Origin of the sequence: Nocardioides sp., assembly GCF_035697785.1 — a bacterium.
In the GTDB taxonomy this organism is placed as follows: Bacteria; Actinomycetota; Actinomycetes; order Propionibacteriales; family Nocardioidaceae; genus Nocardioides_B.
Genome location: NZ_DASSCL010000142.1, coordinates 19997 through 36203, shown reverse-complemented (window position 1 = coordinate 36203; position 16207 = coordinate 19997). Strand labels below are relative to the sequence as shown.

18 protein-coding genes are annotated in these 16207 nt (G+C 71.0%); 10 read left to right on the top strand and 8 right to left on the bottom strand.

The window, feature by feature from the left end:
* Positions 1-124 precede the first annotated feature (124 nt).
* Positions 125-640, top strand: a complete 516-nt coding sequence (locus VFH10_RS15340; RefSeq protein WP_325130079.1) for a hypothetical protein — start codon at positions 125-127, stop codon at positions 638-640.
* 14 nt (positions 641-654) lie between these two features.
* Here the strand turns inward: VFH10_RS15340 and VFH10_RS15335 are convergent, their stop codons facing one another.
* The 3 genes from VFH10_RS15335 to VFH10_RS15325 all read right to left on the bottom strand — a co-directional run bounded on the left by VFH10_RS15335 (position 655) and on the right by VFH10_RS15325 (position 3140).
* The gene (locus tag VFH10_RS15335) at positions 655-1020 is read right to left on the bottom strand and encodes an NYN domain-containing protein (protein WP_325130077.1); all 366 of its coding nucleotides are present in this window, start codon (positions 1018-1020) and stop codon (positions 655-657) included.
* 12 nt (positions 1021-1032) lie between these two features.
* Positions 1033-1605: a DUF6529 family protein gene (locus VFH10_RS15330; RefSeq protein ID WP_325130075.1), complete on the bottom strand. Its 573-nt coding sequence runs from the start codon at positions 1603-1605 to the stop codon at positions 1033-1035.
* 83 nt (positions 1606-1688) lie between these two features.
* A complete protein-coding gene (locus tag VFH10_RS15325; RefSeq protein ID WP_325130073.1) occupies positions 1689-3140 on the bottom strand; it encodes an aminopeptidase P family protein in 1452 nt (483 codons plus the stop codon).
* Positions 3141-3242: 102 nt separating this feature from the next.
* Between VFH10_RS15325 and VFH10_RS15320 the strand changes: the two genes are divergently transcribed.
* From VFH10_RS15320 to ettA, 5 genes are all read left to right on the top strand, one after another.
* Complete coding sequence (locus VFH10_RS15320; protein WP_325130071.1) at positions 3243-4460, top strand: PrsW family intramembrane metalloprotease; 1218 nt, start codon at positions 3243-3245, stop codon at positions 4458-4460.
* Positions 4457-6184, top strand: a complete 1728-nt coding sequence (locus VFH10_RS15315; protein ID WP_325130069.1) for an ABC transporter — start codon at positions 4457-4459, stop codon at positions 6182-6184. Before VFH10_RS15320 ends, VFH10_RS15315 begins: the two co-directional genes overlap by 4 nt.
* On the top strand, positions 6181-7842 hold the full coding sequence (locus VFH10_RS15310; protein ID WP_325130067.1) for a GTPase: 1662 nt from the start codon (positions 6181-6183) through the stop codon (positions 7840-7842). The genes VFH10_RS15315 and VFH10_RS15310 overlap by 4 nt, the downstream gene beginning before the upstream one ends.
* Positions 7843-7955: 113 nt before the next feature.
* Entirely contained in the window at positions 7956-8459 is a 504-nt protein-coding gene (locus tag VFH10_RS15305) for a single-stranded DNA-binding protein (protein WP_325130065.1), read from the top strand.
* A gap of 77 nt (positions 8460-8536) precedes the next feature.
* Positions 8537-10219: an energy-dependent translational throttle protein EttA gene (gene ettA, locus VFH10_RS15300; RefSeq protein WP_325130063.1), complete on the top strand. Its 1683-nt coding sequence runs from the start codon at positions 8537-8539 to the stop codon at positions 10217-10219.
* Between the two features lie 32 nt (positions 10220-10251).
* Here the strand turns inward: ettA and VFH10_RS15295 are convergent, their stop codons facing one another.
* Together VFH10_RS15295 and VFH10_RS15290 are read right to left on the bottom strand one after the other, a co-directional pair.
* On the bottom strand, positions 10252-10602 hold the full coding sequence (locus tag VFH10_RS15295) for a TraR/DksA family transcriptional regulator (RefSeq protein WP_325130061.1): 351 nt from the start codon (positions 10600-10602) through the stop codon (positions 10252-10254).
* Positions 10603-10651: 49 nt separating this feature from the next.
* The gene (locus VFH10_RS15290; RefSeq protein ID WP_325130059.1) at positions 10652-11143 is read right to left on the bottom strand and encodes a MarR family winged helix-turn-helix transcriptional regulator; all 492 of its coding nucleotides are present in this window, start codon (positions 11141-11143) and stop codon (positions 10652-10654) included.
* Positions 11144-11237: 94 nt separating this feature from the next.
* Between VFH10_RS15290 and VFH10_RS15285 the strand changes: the two genes are divergently transcribed.
* Positions 11238-11786, top strand: a complete 549-nt coding sequence (locus VFH10_RS15285) for a YceI family protein (RefSeq protein ID WP_325130057.1) — start codon at positions 11238-11240, stop codon at positions 11784-11786.
* A 280-nt stretch (positions 11787-12066) separates the two neighbouring features.
* Here VFH10_RS15285 and VFH10_RS15280 read toward each other — a convergent pair whose 3' ends face one another.
* On the bottom strand, positions 12067-13281 hold the full coding sequence (locus tag VFH10_RS15280; RefSeq protein WP_325130055.1) for an acetyl-CoA C-acetyltransferase: 1215 nt from the start codon (positions 13279-13281) through the stop codon (positions 12067-12069).
* 68 nt (positions 13282-13349) lie between these two features.
* Between VFH10_RS15280 and VFH10_RS15275 the strand changes: the two genes are divergently transcribed.
* Both VFH10_RS15275 and VFH10_RS15270 read left to right on the top strand, forming a co-directional pair.
* A complete protein-coding gene (locus VFH10_RS15275) occupies positions 13350-13787 on the top strand; it encodes an acyl-CoA thioesterase (protein ID WP_325130053.1) in 438 nt (145 codons plus the stop codon).
* A complete protein-coding gene (locus VFH10_RS15270) occupies positions 13787-14185 on the top strand; it encodes a thioesterase family protein (RefSeq protein ID WP_325130050.1) in 399 nt (132 codons plus the stop codon). Before VFH10_RS15275 ends, VFH10_RS15270 begins: the two co-directional genes overlap by 1 nt.
* A 6-nt stretch (positions 14186-14191) precedes the next feature.
* Here the strand turns inward: VFH10_RS15270 and VFH10_RS15265 are convergent, their stop codons facing one another.
* Entirely contained in the window at positions 14192-14599 is a 408-nt protein-coding gene (locus VFH10_RS15265; RefSeq protein WP_325130048.1) for a globin, read from the bottom strand.
* A gap of 72 nt (positions 14600-14671) precedes the next feature.
* Between VFH10_RS15265 and VFH10_RS15260 the strand changes: the two genes are divergently transcribed.
* Positions 14672-15100, top strand: a complete 429-nt coding sequence (locus VFH10_RS15260; RefSeq protein ID WP_325130046.1) for an OsmC family protein — start codon at positions 14672-14674, stop codon at positions 15098-15100.
* 21 nt (positions 15101-15121) lie between these two features.
* Here the strand turns inward: VFH10_RS15260 and VFH10_RS15255 are convergent, their stop codons facing one another.
* The gene (locus VFH10_RS15255; protein ID WP_325130044.1) at positions 15122-16147 is read right to left on the bottom strand and encodes a mechanosensitive ion channel family protein; all 1026 of its coding nucleotides are present in this window, start codon (positions 16145-16147) and stop codon (positions 15122-15124) included.
* Between the last annotated feature and the right edge of the window lie 60 nt (positions 16148-16207).

Here is a 16207-nt window from a genome sequence, read left to right as displayed (position 1 = left end):
GTCGGACATAGTCCGAAGAGGGGGTAGTCAAGGTTTGTGACCGGGTTTGCCCGGACAGGGGCCGCGCGTCAGAGGGCTCCGCCGGGATGTCTCAAACCGGGCCCAACCGGGTACTGCTCTCCACGTGACCTCCGTTGCACCGCCGAGCCCCCGTCCGGTCACGACCGCCGACTGGGACGTCCCGCACCCGCAGCTGACGGCCGACGACCGCGCGGCGGTCGGGTCGGCCGTGAGGCGGTACACGGTCGCGACCGGCGCCGCCCTCGCCGGGATCTTCGTCGGCGCCGGCCTGGTCGCGGCCGCGCCGGTCGCCGGTGCGGCGCTCCTGGTGCTCTCCTTCTTCACGGGGGTCGTGGCGTTCTCGCGGCGGCTGGAGCTGACCCACCCGCGTCCAGGCACCCGGTTCCGCGGCAAGCCGCTCACGCTGCGCGTGAACCCGGTCGCCGCATCGGCGTACACGCGCTGGCTCGAACACTGCGCTGACGAGGACGAGTCGTCCGAGCGGCAGGTGGTCGAGCGCATGGTCGAGCTGGCGGAGCTGACCGACGCCGGGCGCGGAGACTGTCAGCACGCCAGGGCCCTGACCGGCCGGCTGGTGCGCGACGTGCGTGCGGCGACGGCCGACGGCCGGGCGGCCTGAGCGGGCCGGTCGGGTCACACTCGGTCGAGGAGCCAGGACGGGCCGACCGTGCTCGCCCCCGACGCACGGACACGGTCCTGCAGGGCGCGGTCGGCGGTGACCACGGTGACGTCCCACCCGTCCGTCGTGCGAGCGTGGGCCTCCGCGGCGATCGCGTCGTCGCCCGAGCCCGTCGCGTGGATCGTCTGCACGCGACCGGTCCGACCAGCGGGTACGCCGGACCGCGCCGCGCCCTCCAGCACGAGGACGACCTCGTCATGCGGCAGGTCCGCCGTCGTGAGCCGGTCCCGCAACCGACCCGCCGCGCCGGGACGGTCGCGCCACCAGCCGTCGGGACGGCTGCCCACGACGTTGGCGCCGTCCACGATGAGCACGTGCACGCAGGCGGTCCGTCACTCGGAGGCGGTCGCCGACGGCCAGCCGCTGTCGCCGACGTACCAGACTGCCGAGGTCCACACCGCGACGATCAGCGTGGCGAAGAGGAGGCCGCCGGCGACGGGAAGCAGCCAGCCCGGGCCGCGACGGCTGTGCACGGCGACCACCTTCACCACCAGCGCGCCGTACACGGCGCACCCGACGACCGAGTGGATCAGGACCCGGGTGGAGGTCTCCTCGCCGACGTTGAAGCCGAGCGCCCACAGGCAGTTGAGCGCCACCGGCGTCGCGAGCAGGACGGCCACCAACCCGGACAGGCGGTGCGCAGTACCCAGCCAGCGCGGGGCCGCGATGCCCAGCTTCCCGTACAGCCACAGCCCGCCGAGAGCCTGGCCGATCGCTATCACCGCGGCCGCGAGGGCCAGGTAGACCTTCATCGCGATCATCGAGCCGAAGCCCATGAGGGTGACCGGTTCGAGGGTCGGGTCGTGCACGGAGCCGTACACCCCGATGAGCAGCGCCACCACCGCTCCGGCGGCGAACGCGGCGAGTGGGACGATCGAACTCCTGGTGGCGGTGGCCTCGGCCATCCGTCCACTATGCCCGGCCCGGTCACCGCAGGGAATGGCCCGGACAACCCGTCGGCCCCGAGCGCTGCGGGATGCGGGAGCCGTCAGGCGCGCAGCGCGCCCATCCACTCCTCGATGGCGTCCGCCTCGCGGGGGAGCGACGCGGAGAGGTTCGTGCAACCGTCGGCCGTGACGACGATGTCGTCCTCGATGCGGATGCCGATGCCGCGCAGCTCCTCGGGGACGAGCAGGTCGTCCTCCTGGAAGTACAGCCCCGGCTCGACCGTCAGCGCCATGCCGGCCTGCAGGTCGCCCTCGTGGTAGGTGTCGCGCGACGCCTGCGCACAGTCGTGGACGTCCATGCCGAGCATGTGGCTCGTCGAGTGCAGCGTCCAGCGCGCGTAGACGCGGCTGTCGGGCGACAGCGCCTCCTCGACCGAGCAGGGCAGCAGGCCGAGGTCCCCGAGCCCCTGCGCGATCACCGCCATCGCGGCGTTGTGCGGCTCCAGGAAGCCGACGCCGGGGCGTACGGCGTCGATGCCGGCCTGCTGGGCGCCGAGCACCAGGCTGTAGAGGTCGCGCTGCAGAGCGGTGAACGTGCCGTCGACGGGCAGCGTGCGCGTCACGTCGGCGGTGTAGAGGTTCCTGCCCTCGACGCCCATGTCGAGCAGCACCAGCTCGCCGGGGATGATCGGGCCGGAGTTCTCGATCCAGTGCAGCGTGGTGGCGTGCTTGCCGCCGCCGACGATCGAGTCGTAGCCGATGTCGTTGCCCATGGCCCGGGCCCGGCGGAAGAAGGTGCCCTCCACCCAGCGCTCGCCGTACTTCAGGACGTTGTCCCACTCGCGCACGCTGTCGGTGAAGCCGAGCGTCGTGATGTCGCAGGCCTCGGTGAGCTCGCGGAGCTCCCACTCGTCCTTGACCAGGCGCATCTCGGACAGCACGCGTGCGAAGTCCTGGTCGCGGCCCTCGTCGGCCGGCACCTCGGCATCGACCGACGCGTCGACACCGCGCAGCACGCGGGTCTTCGCCGACGACCGCAGCCGGCCCGGCAGCTCGTCGAGGTGGCGGACCGTGAGGCCCAGCGAGCTGCTGATCTCGTGCAGCGACGGCCGCCGGCCGACCCACAGCTCGCCGTACTGCCGGTCGCGGAAGAACTCGTCGGTGTCACGGGAGGACCGGGGGCGCGCGTACAGCACCGACTCGCCGTCCTCGACGACCAGCACCGCGTCGCTGGTCTGGTTGCCGCACAGGTAGGTGTGCGCGGTGTCGGGACGGAACCGGTAGTCGGTGTCGTTGGAGCGCACCTTGAACGTGCCGGCGGGCACCACCAGCCGCTCGCCCGGGAAGGTCTCGGCCAGCCGGGCGCGCCGTCGAGCCGTCCACGCGGTCACCGGGTGCGCGGGCAGGTCGAGCTCGCGGTCGCCCCAGCCCTGACGCATGAACGAGGCGTACGCCTCCGGCACCGGCTGGTCGTGCCCCTGCGTCCCGGGCTTGCTGTCGGTGCCCTCAGGCGGGAGCTGTGCAGTCGCGTCGGTCTCGGTGTGGTCGCTCACGCGGTCACTGTACGTCGAGGCGACCGGCCGCTGCGACGCACGTGCGCGACCTCGCGACCTCGCGGGACGAAGCGGACGCACCGTCCCGATAGGCTTTGCGCCATGAGCGGGGAAGGCGGTCTCGGACAGCGGCATGCCGCCCCGCCTATGACGCCCGATGTGCCTCCGGCCCTGCTCCAGTCCCCGCGTCGCCACGGCAGCGTCGTGTTCACGGTGGTGCTCACGATCGCGATGCTGGCCGGCTCGGTGGTGATGGCCATGGTGCTGTTCGCGAGCAGTGCCCCCGGCGCCCTCGTGATCGGCGTGCTCCTTGCGGTCCTGCCCGTCGGGCCGGTGATCGCGGCGTTCCTGTGGCTGGACCGCTACGAGCCGGAGCCCACCCGGCTGCTCGCGGGTGCGTTCGGCTGGGGCGCCGTCGTCGCGACCGCGGCCGCGCTCGTCCTGCAGTCCCTCGACGCGGTCGTGCTCGGCAGCGACGCCACCGCGTCGGCGTCGATCGTCGCGCCGGTGACGGAGGAGGCGGCCAAGGGGCTGTTCGTACTGCTGCTTGTCTGGTGGCGGCGGCACGCCATTGACGGGGTGCTCGACGGCATCGTCTACGCCGGCCTGGTCGGTGTCGGCTTCGCGTTCACCGAGAACATCCTCTACCTCGGCGCGGCCTACATGGGCGGCGAGGGCATCGGCCCCGGCGGACTCGGGTCGGCGATCGGCGTCTTCGTCGTACGTGGCATCTTCAGCCCGTTCGCGCACCCGCTCTTCACCGCGTTCATCGGGGTGGCGGTCGGCTACGCCGTGACCCGGCGAGGCCCGGGCCGGTGGCTCGCGCTGGTCGTCGGCTACCTCCTCGCGGTGCTCGCGCACGCCGCCTGGAACGGCTCGGCGTCGCTCGCCGGCGGCTCCTACTTCGTGCTGACCTACCTCTTCGCGATGGTGCCCGCCTTCCTCGTCGTGGTCGGGTTCGCGGTGTGGGCCCGCAACCGCGAGGCCTCGATGCTGACCCGAGCCCTCGGCGACGCCGCCGACCGCGGCTTCCTCGGCCGGGCCGAGGTGCCGTGGCTGGTTCGGCTCCCCGCCCGCCGGGAGGCGCGCCGGCACGCTCGCGCCGTGGGCGGTCCCGTCGCCGAGCAGGTGATGAAGGAGTACCAGCAGCAGGCCGTCGAGCTCGGCTTCCTGCACGACCGTTACCTGCGTGGCACCGCGCCGGCCGACTTCGCCGCGCGCGCCACCGGCATGGTGCAGCGACTGCAGGCATTGAGGCCGTACGTCGTCTTCCCCCAGCCCACGCTGTCCGGAGCCGGCCGGCCTGGGGCGGAACGATGACGTCCACGTCGATGGTGACCTCCCTGGTCCAGCTGCGGGCTGCCCTGGAGGCGGCGGCACTGCCGCTCGACGTACCGCAGGCCGAGCAGCACCGGGCCGTCCGTCGGGAGCTGGTCGACCAGCTCGAGGACTACGTGCTGCCGCGGCTGATCCAGATCGACGCGCCGCTGCTGGCCGTGGTCGGCGGCTCGACCGGCGCCGGCAAGTCGACGCTGGTCAACACGATCGTCGGCACGCGCGTCACCGAGCCCGGCGTGCTCCGGCCGACCACGCGTTCGCCCGTGCTGGTGCACAACCCGGCCGACGCGGACTGGTTCGAGGGCGGGCGGATCCTGCCGCACCTCGCGCGTACGACGGGCGCGGGCACCGACACCGGCACGCTGCAGCTGGTCGCGGCCGAGTCCGTCCCGGCCGGTCTGGCGATCCTCGACGCTCCCGACATCGACTCTGTCGAGGAGGCCAACCGCTCGCTGGCCGCGGAGCTGCTCGCTGCCGCGGACCTGTGGCTGTTCGTCACGTCCGCCGCGCGCTACGCCGACCAGGTGCCGTGGGACTTCCTCAAGGCCGCGGCCGAGCGCAGCACGGCGGTCGCCATCGTCCTGGACCGCACCGCACCCGAGGCGGTCGACGAGGTGTCCAGCCACCTGGCGCGGATGCTGACCTCCCGGGGCCTGCGCGACTCGCCGCTGTTCACGGTCACCGAGGGCAAGGTGGACGAGCAGGGCCTGCTCCCGGCCGAGTCCGTCGACGAGGTGCGGCACTGGCTGCACGCGCTCGCAGCCGACGCCGACGCGCGGACGGCGGTGGTCAAGCAGACGCTGGACGGCGCCGTGCGCAACGTCGCCCGCCGCAGCTACGACATCGCCGACGCGAGCGCCGCCCAGGCCGAGATGGTGACGCGGCTGCGCAAGGCGGTCGACCAGGCCTATGACGAGGCGATCGTGTCCGTCGACAAGGCCAGCGCCGACGGCACGTTGCTGCGCGGCGAGGTGCTCGCCCGCTGGCAGGAGTTCGTCGGGACCGGTGAGCTGCTCCGCTCGCTGGAGACCAAGGTCGGCTGGCTGCGTGACCGCGTCGTCGGCTGGGTGCGCGGCAAGCCCCAGCAGGTCGAGCGCGTGACCGTCGCTGTGGAGTCCGGGCTGGAGACGCTGATCCTCGAGCACGCCGAGTCGGCCGCAGAGCAGGCCCAGGCCGGATGGCGGTCGGTGCAGGCCGGGCAGGACCTGGTGGAGGACTCGGGCGCCGACCTCGGGCGCGCCTCGCGTGGTTTCCGCGCCGAGGCCGAGCGCGCCGTCCGCGACTGGCAGCACGACGTCCTCGAGCTCGTCCGCGAGGAGGGCGCCGAGAAGCGCAGCACGGCACGCTTCCTGGCCTTCGGTGTCAACGGGCTCTCCGTGGCGCTGATGATCGTGGTCTTCGCGCACACCGCAGGCGTCACCGGCGCGGAGGCGGGAATCGCCGGCGGCAGCGCGGTGCTGGGGCAGAAGCTTCTCGAGGCGGTGTTCGGGGACCAGGCGGTACGCCGGCTGGCCGCCCGCGCTCGCGAGGACCTCAACCGTCGCGTCGAGGAGCTCCTCGACGGCGAGCGCGCCAGGTTCCTCACGGTGCTCGCCGATCTGGGGATCGAGGAGGGCGCGGCCGACCACCTGCGCAACGCGGCCCGCGCCGTCGACGATCTCCGGTTCGCCGAGTCCGGCACCGCACCGGGTGGTGAGGAGTCGTGAGCTCGCTCGTCGAAGGGGCCAAACGCCTCGTCGGCCGGAGCACCGACGTCACGGAGCGCATCGAGGGTCTCCGCCGCGCGGCGGAGGCAGCCCGGGGACGACTCGCCGACTCCCTCGTGGACGAGGCGCTCGAGGTCGCGGAGCGGGCGGCGACCCGGCTCAGCCTCGGTGGTGACCATACCGTCGTCGCGCTGGCCGGGGCCACCGGATCCGGCAAGTCCTCGACGTTCAACGCCCTCACTGGCCTCGACCTGGCCGCGATCGGCGTACGCCGTCCGACCACGTCCTGGACGATGTCGTGCGCGTGGGGGTCGACGGAGACCGGCGAGCTGCTCGACTGGCTGGGCGTGCCGCGTCGGCACCAGGTCTCCCGCGACAGCATGCTCGACGAGCAGCGCGAGGACCGTGAGCTGCAGGGGCTGGTGCTGCTCGACCTTCCCGACCACGACTCGACCGAGGTGGCCCACCACGTCGAGGTGGACCGGCTGGTCAAGCTCACCGACATGCTCGTCTGGGTGCTCGACCCGCAGAAGTACGCCGACGCCGCGCTCTTCGACCGCTACCTCAAGCCCCTGGCGGGGCACGCCGAGGTGATGCTCGTCGTGCTCAACCACATCGACGAGGTGGCCGAGGCCGAGCGGCCCAAGATGGTCGCCGACGTCGAGCGTCTGCTCGCGCTCAACGGGCTCGGCCAGGTCCCGGTGCTCGCCACCTCCGCGAAGCACGGCGACGGGATCCCGCAGCTGAAGAAGCTGATCGCGGAGCGGGTCGCCGCCAAGAAGGCGACCAAGGCCCGGCTGATGGCGGACGTCGCCTCCTCGGCCCAGCGGATGCAGGCGGCCAACGGTGCTGCCGACCCCGGTGGGGTGAGCCGGCAGCGGCGCGCCGAGCTCGTGGACGCCTTCGCAGACGCCGCGGGCGTGCCGGTCGTCGTGGGTGCGGTCGAGCAGGCCTCCCGGGTCCGGGCCGCGCAGGCGACCGGGTGGCCGGTGACCAAGTGGCTGAGCAAGCTCCGTCCGGACCCGCTCAAGAGGCTGCACCTCGACCTCGGCAAGAGCGGCAAGCAGCTGACCGGCCGGGCCCGGGCCTCGATCCCGGAGGCAACCGCCGTCCAGCGGGCCCGGGTCGACACCGCCGTCCGCAGCGTGGCCGAGGACGTGACGACGGAGCTCCCGCGGCCGTGGTCGGAGGCGGTACGCCGGGCCTCGGTCTCGCGCTTCCCCGACGTCAACGACGGCCTCGACGCCGCCGTCACCGGCACCGACCTGGGCGTGGCCCGCACGCCGGTCTGGTGGCAGCTGGTCAGGGTCCTCCAGTGGCTACTGCTGCTGACTGCACTCGGCGGCGCGGTGTGGCTCGGCGCCCTCGCGGTGATGGGCTACCTGCGGCTGCCCGAGCCGGCGACGCCGTCCTACCGGGGGCTGCCGGTGCCGACGCTGATGCTCGTCGGGGGCGTGCTGCTCGGCATCGTGCTCGCGCTGGCCTGCCGCCTCCTGGTGCGCTGGACCGCACGCTCGAAGGCGCGGTCGGTCGACCGTCGGCTGCGGGCGGCGATCAGCGACGTGGCGGAGCGCCTGGTGCTCGAGCCCATCGAGGTCGAGCTGGCGGCGTACCGCAGCACCCGCGACGGTCTCGCCGTCGCCGCCCGCGCCGGCTAGCGTCCCCAGCCGACCCGACCGCCGGTTCGTCCCCAGGCGACCCGATGGCGTCCGGGCCCGGTCGGAGCCGCCCGGCAGCCTCCCCGTCGTACCCCCACGACGAGGAGGCATGAATGAACGACACCTTCGTGACACTGCACGGCTGGGTCGGCAGCGAGGTCACGTTCCGCGACCCGCAGGGCATCAGCGTCGCCAACCTGCGCGTCGCCTCGACGCCGCGGCTCAAGCGCGACGGCCGATGGTTCGACGGCGAGACCACGTGGTACTCCGTGACGGCGTGGCGGCAGCTCGCCGACAACGTCCGCGACTCCATCCGCAAGGGCGACGCGGTCATCGTGCACGGCCGGCTGCGCACCGACACGTGGGAGCGCGCCGACGGGCAGTCGTCGACCACGCTGTGCATCGAGGCGTCGATGATCGGCCACGACCTGGCCCGCGGGACCAGCTCGTTCCAGCGCACGGTCCGCACCGAGCGCACCGAGAGCGACGTCGACGCGCAGGCAGACGCGCTGAACCGGCAGGAGCCGCCCGACCTCGAGGGCTTCGACAGCTTCGGCAACCCGGTGCGCAGCAGTGAGGAGGAGCCGGGGTCCACGCCCGGCTACACCGCCGCGTGAGCGGTCCCGAATCCTCGCGGATGCCGCTGCTGCTCGATTTCGGGGCGACGGGTCACCCACCGTAGGCTGGCCGGACTATGGCTGAGTATGTGTTCACGCTGCGCAACGTCCGCAAGGCGCACGGCGACAAGGTAGTCCTCGACAACGTCACGCTCTCGTTCCTGCACGGAGCGAAGATCGGCGTCGTCGGTCCCAACGGCACCGGCAAGTCGACGCTGCTGAAGATCATGGCCGGGCTCGAGCACGCGTCCAACGGTGACGCGACGATCGACCCCGACGCGACCGTCGGCATGCTGCAGCAGGAGCCTCCGCTGAGCGAGGGCAAGACCGTCCTCGAGAACGTCGAGGAGGCGGTCGGCGCGATCAAGGGCAAGCTCGACCGGTACAACCAGATCTCCGAGGAGCTGGCCGACCCCGACGCCGACTACGACAAGCTGCTCGCCGAGATGGGCGAGCTGCAGACCGACCTCGACCACGCCAGTGCCTGGGACCTCGACAGCCGGCTCGACCAGGCCATGGACGCGCTGCGCTGCCCGCCGCCGGAGGTTGTCGTCGACCACCTCTCCGGCGGTGAGCGTCGCCGGGTGGCCCTGTGCAAGCTGCTGCTCCAGCAGCCCGACCTGCTGCTGCTCGACGAGCCGACCAACCACCTCGACGCCGAGTCCGTGCAGTGGCTCGAGGGCCATCTCGCCAGCTACCCGGGCGCCGTTCTGGCCGTCACCCACGACCGGTACTTCCTGGACAACGTGGCCAGCTGGATCCTCGAGCTCGACCGCGGCAAGACGCACCCTTACGAAGGCAACTACTCCACCTACCTCGAGACCAAGAAGGAGCGGCTCAAGGTCGAGGGTGCCAAGGACGCCAAGCGCGCCAAGATGCTCGAGCGCGAGCTCGAGTGGGTGCGGTCCAACCCCAAGGCACGGCAGGCCAAGAGCAAGTCCCGTCTGGCTCGCTACGAGGAGATGGCGGCGGAGGCCGAGCGCAACCGCAAGATCGACGTCTCCGAGATCAACATCCCGGCGGGGCCCAGGCTCGGTGACGTGGTGCTGGAGGCGGAGGGGCTGACCAAGGGCTTCGACGACCGCGTGCTGATCCACGACCTGGACTTCAAGCTGCCGCGCGCCGGCATCGTCGGCGTGATAGGCCCCAACGGCGTCGGCAAGACCACGCTGTTCCGGATGATCATCGGGGAGGAGAAGCCGGACTCCGGCGAGCTGAAGGTCGGCCAGACCGTCAAGATCTCCTACGTCGACCAGAGCCGCGGGGGCATCGACCCCAACAAGAACGTCTGGGAGGTCGTCTCCGACGGGCTCGACTTCATCAAGGTCGCCAACTTCGAGATGCCGAGCCGTGCCTACATCGCGTCCTTCGGATTCAAGGGGCCCGACCAGCAAAAGAAGGCAGGCGTGCTCTCCGGCGGTGAGCGCAACCGGCTCAACCTCGCGCTCACCTTGAAGATGGGCGGCAACATGCTGCTCCTCGACGAGCCCACCAACGACCTCGACGTGGAGACGCTGCAGTCGCTGGAGGACGCGCTCCTGGAGTTCCCCGGCTGTGCCGTGATCACCTCTCACGACCGGTGGTTCCTGGACCGGACCGCGACGCACATCCTCGCCTGGGAGGGTGACGACGAGGACGGCGGCAAGTGGTTCTGGTTCGAGGGCAACTTCGCCTCTTACGAGGAGAACAAGATCGACCGCCTCGGCGCCGAGGCCGCCCGGCCGCACCGGGTCACGCACCGGCGGCTCACCCGCGACTGAGGGCTTGTCCCGGGTGATCGAGCCCGTCGAGATCAGCGCGAGGCGCAGGTGATGCAGGTCCGTGCAACCGGTCGCGCCTCCAGCCGGCCTGGCGCGATCGCCCCGCCGCACCGCTCGCAGGTGCCGTAGCTGCCGTCAGCGACCCGCGCGATCGCCGCGTCGATCTCGGCGAGGTGCAGCCTGGTCTGCTCGACGAGCGCCCCGACCTGCGACCTCTCGAACGCGATGGTGGCGCCCTCGGGGTCGTGCTCGTCGTCGGCGTTGGAGTCCACTGACGCCTCGACGATCCCGGCGTAGTCGCCGGTGAGGCCGGCGAGCCGCTCGCGGGTGCGCTCCCGCTCCTCGCCGAGCGCGGCGGCCGGGTCCCAGCTCATGGCGGTCATGGTCGGGAGTCTGGCATCCCGAGCGGGGCAGGGGACTTCCGGCGAGCCGCTAGCGGATGTCGAGGCCCGGCTGCGCGGAGACCAGGTGGTCGGTGACCGCGTCGAACACGCGGCCGACGGCGGTGAAGTCGTCGTCGCTGGCCAGCTCGACCAGGTGCTCGCGCACGCCCCGGACGTGCGTGTGTGCGGCCTCCTCCAGCAACCGGAACCCCTCGTCGGTGAGTCTGGCCTCCACGCCGCGCCCGTCGGACACGCATGCGACCCGGGTGACCAGGCCGGCGCGCTCCATCCGGGACACCGTGTGGGTGACGCGGCTGCGGGAGTGGCTCAGCGAGTCGGCGAGTGCCGCCATCCGAAGCCGCCTGTCGGTCGCCTCGGACAGCCGGACGAGGATCTCGTACTCGGGAAGGGACAGGTCGTGCTTCTCGCGGAGGTCCCGGTCCAACCGGTCCATCAGCAGCGTGGTGCCGACCAGGTACGCGCGCCAGGCGCGCTGCTGTGCAGCGTCCAGCCACAGCGCGTCTTGTGTGTCCGTCTTCATACGACGATCGTACGCCCGGCTTATTGAAGGTTCAATAAAACCCTGGTACGTTGGTCCCGTAGTTGAAACGACAACTTTTGAGGAGCACAATCGCATGAGCATCGACGTCACCCAGTCCACCAAGGTCCCCACCGGCACCTGGACCATCGACCCCAGCCACTCCGAGGTCGGGTTCACGGTCCGGCACCTGATGACCAAGGTGCGCGGCCAGTTCGAGAAGTTCGAGGGCACGATCGCCACCACCGACGAGGTGGACGGCTTCCGCGCTTCCGCGACGATCGACCTGAACTCGGTCAACACCCGTGACGAGACCCGCGACAACCACCTGCGCTCCGCCGACTTCTTCGACGTGGAGAAGCACGGCCCGATGACCTTCAACACCACCGCCTTCGACGGCACCACCGCCACCGGCGAGCTCACCATCAAGGGCGTGACCCGGCCGGTCGAGCTCGAGGTCGAGTTCCTCGGTGTGGACGTGGACGCGTTCGGCAACACCCGGATCGGCTACGAGGCCACCACGGAGATCTCCCGCAAGCAGTGGGGCGTGGACTTCAACGTCCCGCTCGATGGTGGCAAGGTCCTGGTCGGCGACAAGGTCAACGTGGTCCTGTCGATCCAGGCCATCTTGAACCAGGGCGCGTAACTCCCGCCTGCAACACCTCTCATGCGATGGGCCCCCGGATCCAACCTGGATCCGGGGGCCCGCGCACGTTCAGGCCAGGCGGTGGGGGCGGACGGCCGTGCGGGGAGCGTCAAGCGGCTTGGCCGCGGCGGCCGCAACGGACTCGACTGACGGCGGAGCTATCGGCCGACGCGCCGCCGCAGCGACTGCACGGTTGGCAGCCCACGCCGGCGGGCCCTCCCCGTGCGCACGCAGGAGCCGCGTGTCGGGCCACCAAACCTGACACTCGGCGATCCCAGAATCAGCTCATCCGCTCCAGGATGAGCGCCATTCCTTGACCGCCGCCGACGCACATGGTGATGAGCCCGGTGGACTTGTCGTGCCAGTCAAGCGAGTTGATCATCGTGTTCTGCAGCCGGGCGCCGGTCATGCCGAACGGATGGCCGACCGCGATGGCGCCACCGTTGACGTTGAGCCGGTCGAGGTCGATGCCGAGGTCCTGGTACGACGGGACGACCTGGGCGGCGAACGCCTCGTTGATCTCGACGAGGTCGATGTCGTCGATCGTCATGTTCGCGCGGGCCAGCGCCTGCTTGGAGGCCTCGACCGGGCCGAGCCCCATGATCTCGGGGGAGAGCGCCGTGACCCCGGTGGAGACGATCCGGGCGAGCGGGGTCAGGGCGAGCTCGCGGGCCTTGGTGTCCGACATCACCACCACGGCCGCCGCGCCGTCGTTCAGCGCACAGCAGTTGCCCGCCGTCACCACACCGTCGGGCCGGAACACCGGCTTGAGGTCCGAGACCCCCTCGAGCGTCACGCCGGCCCGGGGGCCGTCGTCCTTGGAGACCTCGGTGCCGTCGGGGGTGGTCACCGGAGTGATCTCGCGGGTCCAGAAGCCGGCGTCGATGGCTTTCTCGGCGAGGTTCTGGCTGCGCACCCCGAACTCGTCGAGCTCCTGCCGGCTGAGCCCGCGGAACTTGGCCACGTTCTCGGCCGTCTGGCCCATGGCGACGTAGGCGTCGGGCAGCGTGCCGTCCTCGCGCGGGTCGTGCCAGTCGACGCCGCCCTGGGCGGTCTGCGTGGTGCGGCTCATCGCGTCCCCGAAGGCAGGGTTCTGCGCTCCCGGAACGTCCGACGTACCGTTCCCGAACCGGGAGACGGTCTCGACGCCCGCGGAGACGAACACGTCACCCTCGCCCGCCTTGATGGCGTGGAACGCCATCCGCGTGGTCTGCACCGACGACGAGCAGTAGCGGGTGATGGTGGCGCCGGGCAGGTGGTCGAACCCCATGAGCACCGAGACGATCCTGGCCATGTTGAAGCCGGACTCGCCGCCGGGCAGGCCGCAGCCGAGGTAGAGGTCGTCGATCTGCTTCGGGTCGAGCTCGGGAATCTTCGCGAGGGCCGCCTGGATGACGGTCGCGGTGAGGTCGTCGGGCCGCATGTCCTTCAGCGACCCCTTGTTGGCGCGACCGATCGGGGACCGGGCCGTGGAGACGATCACTGCTTCGGGCATGGGGGCTCCGATCTCACGGGTGGCAGGGCGTCTCTCACCATAGGGGGCAGACCTGTTTTGATGGCTGTGTGGCTCGACACATCTACGACTGCCCGTTGCGGTGGGCCGACATGGACTCGCTGGGGCACGTCAACAACGTGGTCTACGTCGACTACCTGCAGGAGGCGCGCGTCGACATGCTCCGGGTGCACGCGCCCGCGCAGGGTGGCGAGGAGCTCGCGGAGGGCGTCGTCGTGGTGCGGCACGAGGTCGAGTTCGTCCGACCCCTGGTGTTCCGGCCCGAGCCCGTGCGTGTCGAGTCGTGGGTGACCCAGATCCGGGCGGCGACGTTCACGATGGCCTACGAGGTGCTCGACGAGCTTCCCGACGGCGATCGTCGGGTCTACCTGCGCGCCAACAGCGTGCTCACGCCGTACGTGTTCAGCCAGGAGCGCCCCCGGCGGATCACCGCCGAGGAACGTGACGTGCTCGGTCGGTTCCTCGAACCGGCAGGGGAGGGGGCCTGATGCCGCACGAGTACACCTGCCACGTCCGATTCTCCGACGTCGACGTCTACGGGCACGTGAACAACGTCAAGTACTTCGAGTACTACCAGGAGGCCCGCATCGACTTCCTGCGCTCGATGCGCACCGACGACGAGCCACACCTCGCGACGGTCGTGGCCCGGATCGACGTCGACTACCGCCGGCCGATCCTGTTCCGCCCGGAGCCGTACGTCGTCCGGACCTGGGTGACCCGGGTCGGTACGTCGTCGTACTCGCTGGCGAGCGACATCAGCGACGATCACACCGTGCTGTCGCGGGCCCAGGCGGTGCTCGTCGCGTTCGACATGAGCTCGCAGCGCTCCCGGCCGCTCCGCGACCTCGAACGGCAGGTGTTGGAGGGCGCGCTCGAGCCGGCCTGAGGGAGGTCAGTCCTCGTCGAAGCTGTTCACCATGAACTGCGCGGCGTGGGTGATGTAGTCCCAGAACTGGGTGTCCTGCTCGGGGGTGAGCCCGGCTTCGTCGAGACCGGCCCGGAAGTGCAGCAGCCAGTGGTCCCGCGCCTTCGGAGTGACCTTGAAGGGCGCGTGCCGCATCCGCAGCCGCGGGTGCCCGCGCCGGTCGGAGTAGGTGGTCGGTCCGCCCCAGTACTGCACCAGGAACAACGTGAACCGCTCCGCGGCGGGCGCCAGGTCCTCTTCCGGGTACAGCGGACGGAGCACCTCGTCGGTGGCGACGCCTTCGTAGAAGCGGTCGACGATCTTCGCGATCGTCGGGTAGCCGCCGATCTGGTCGTAGAAGGTCTCGTCGTCACGTTCACTCGTTGGTGCGCTCACTTGTCTATTGTCCCCTTCCCGGCAAGAGTCGGACCGGTACCCCGTTGTCACCCCTACGTGAAGGAGATGTGCATGGCCACCACCCGCACCGCGAAGACCCACTGGGAAGGTCCGCTGCTGGAGGGCGGTTCCGGTCGGGTGAGCCTCGAGTCGTCGGGGCTCGGCACGTACGACGTGTCGTGGCCGGCCCGCGCCGAGGAGCCCAACGGCAAGACCTCGCCCGAGGAGCTCATCGCCGCGGCTCACTCGTCGTGCTTCTCGATGGCGCTGTCCCTGGGGCTGTCCAAGGCCGGCTCGCCGCCGCAGGCGCTCGACACGCAGGCGGACGTGAGCTTCCAGCCCGGCAAGGGCATCACGGGCGTGCACCTCACCGTGGTCGGCAGCGTCGAGGGCATGGACGCCGACGCGTTCCAGAAGCACGCCGAGGACGCCAAGGCCAACTGCCCGGTCTCCCAGGCCCTGACCGGTACGACGATCACGCTGGACGCCTCGCTGGCCTGACGGCCCGGGGCGATCCCCGACCTACGACGACGCGGGAGTCCCGGATCCGTCCGGGGCTCCCGTGGTCTCCAGGTCCTCGCCGGCCGCCCGGTTGTCGCGGTGGATGAGCACGCGTGCCGGGCGGGCCAGCTCGATGCCCAGGTGGTCGAAGCGGGCCTTGATCCGCTCGCGCATCTCGCGGGCCACGCCCCACTGCTCCAGCGGGGCGGTCTTGAGCGTCACCCGCACGGTGATCCAGTCGGGGGTCATGTCCTGGACGCCCCACACCTCGGGCTCCTCGAGGATGACGCTGCGGAAGTCCTCGTCCTCCCACACCTCGTGGGCGACGTCCTTGAGCACCGACTGGACGCGGAAGAGGTCCTGCTCGTGTGACACCGGCACGTCGACCACGGTGCGCGCCCAGTTCTGGCTCTGGTTGCCGACCCGGATGATCTCGCCGTTGCGGACGTACCAGACGGTGCCCTCCACGTCGCGCAGCCGGGTGACGCGCAGGCCGACCGCCTCGACGGTCCCGACCGCCTCCCCGAGGTCGACCGCGTCGCCGACGCCGTACTGGTCCTCGACGATCATGAAGATGCCGGAGAGGAAGTCGGTCACCAGGCTCTGCGCCCCGAAGCCGAGCGCGATACCGACGATCCCGGCGCTGGCGATCAGCGGCCCGACCGCGAAGCCGAGCTGGGCCAGGGCGGTGATGCCGGTGATGGTGAACACCACGATCGAGGCGATGCTCTTCAGCAGCGACCCCATCGTCTGGGCGCGCTGCACGCGCCGTCCGGACAGCACCGTCGCCGGGACGTCCTTGCCGGGCTTGTGCTTCAGCATCGGCGTCGGCAGGCCCTCGGCGGCGCGGTTGGTGACCCGGTCGATCATCCGGTGCAGCAACCACCGGGCCACGAAGGCGATGATCAGGAGGACCAGCAGCGCCAGCGGCTTTGCGATGAGCCAGTCGGCGGCCTGAGCCAGCCAGTCGTTCCCGGTCAGTTCCGACACCCAGACACACCACTGGTCGTCGGGGTCGCACGTGGGGGCCGTCTGGAGGAGACTCATGCGCCGGACACTAACCAGAGGGGATCGCCCGTCTCAAACCCGGTTTGGATACCCTGTCGT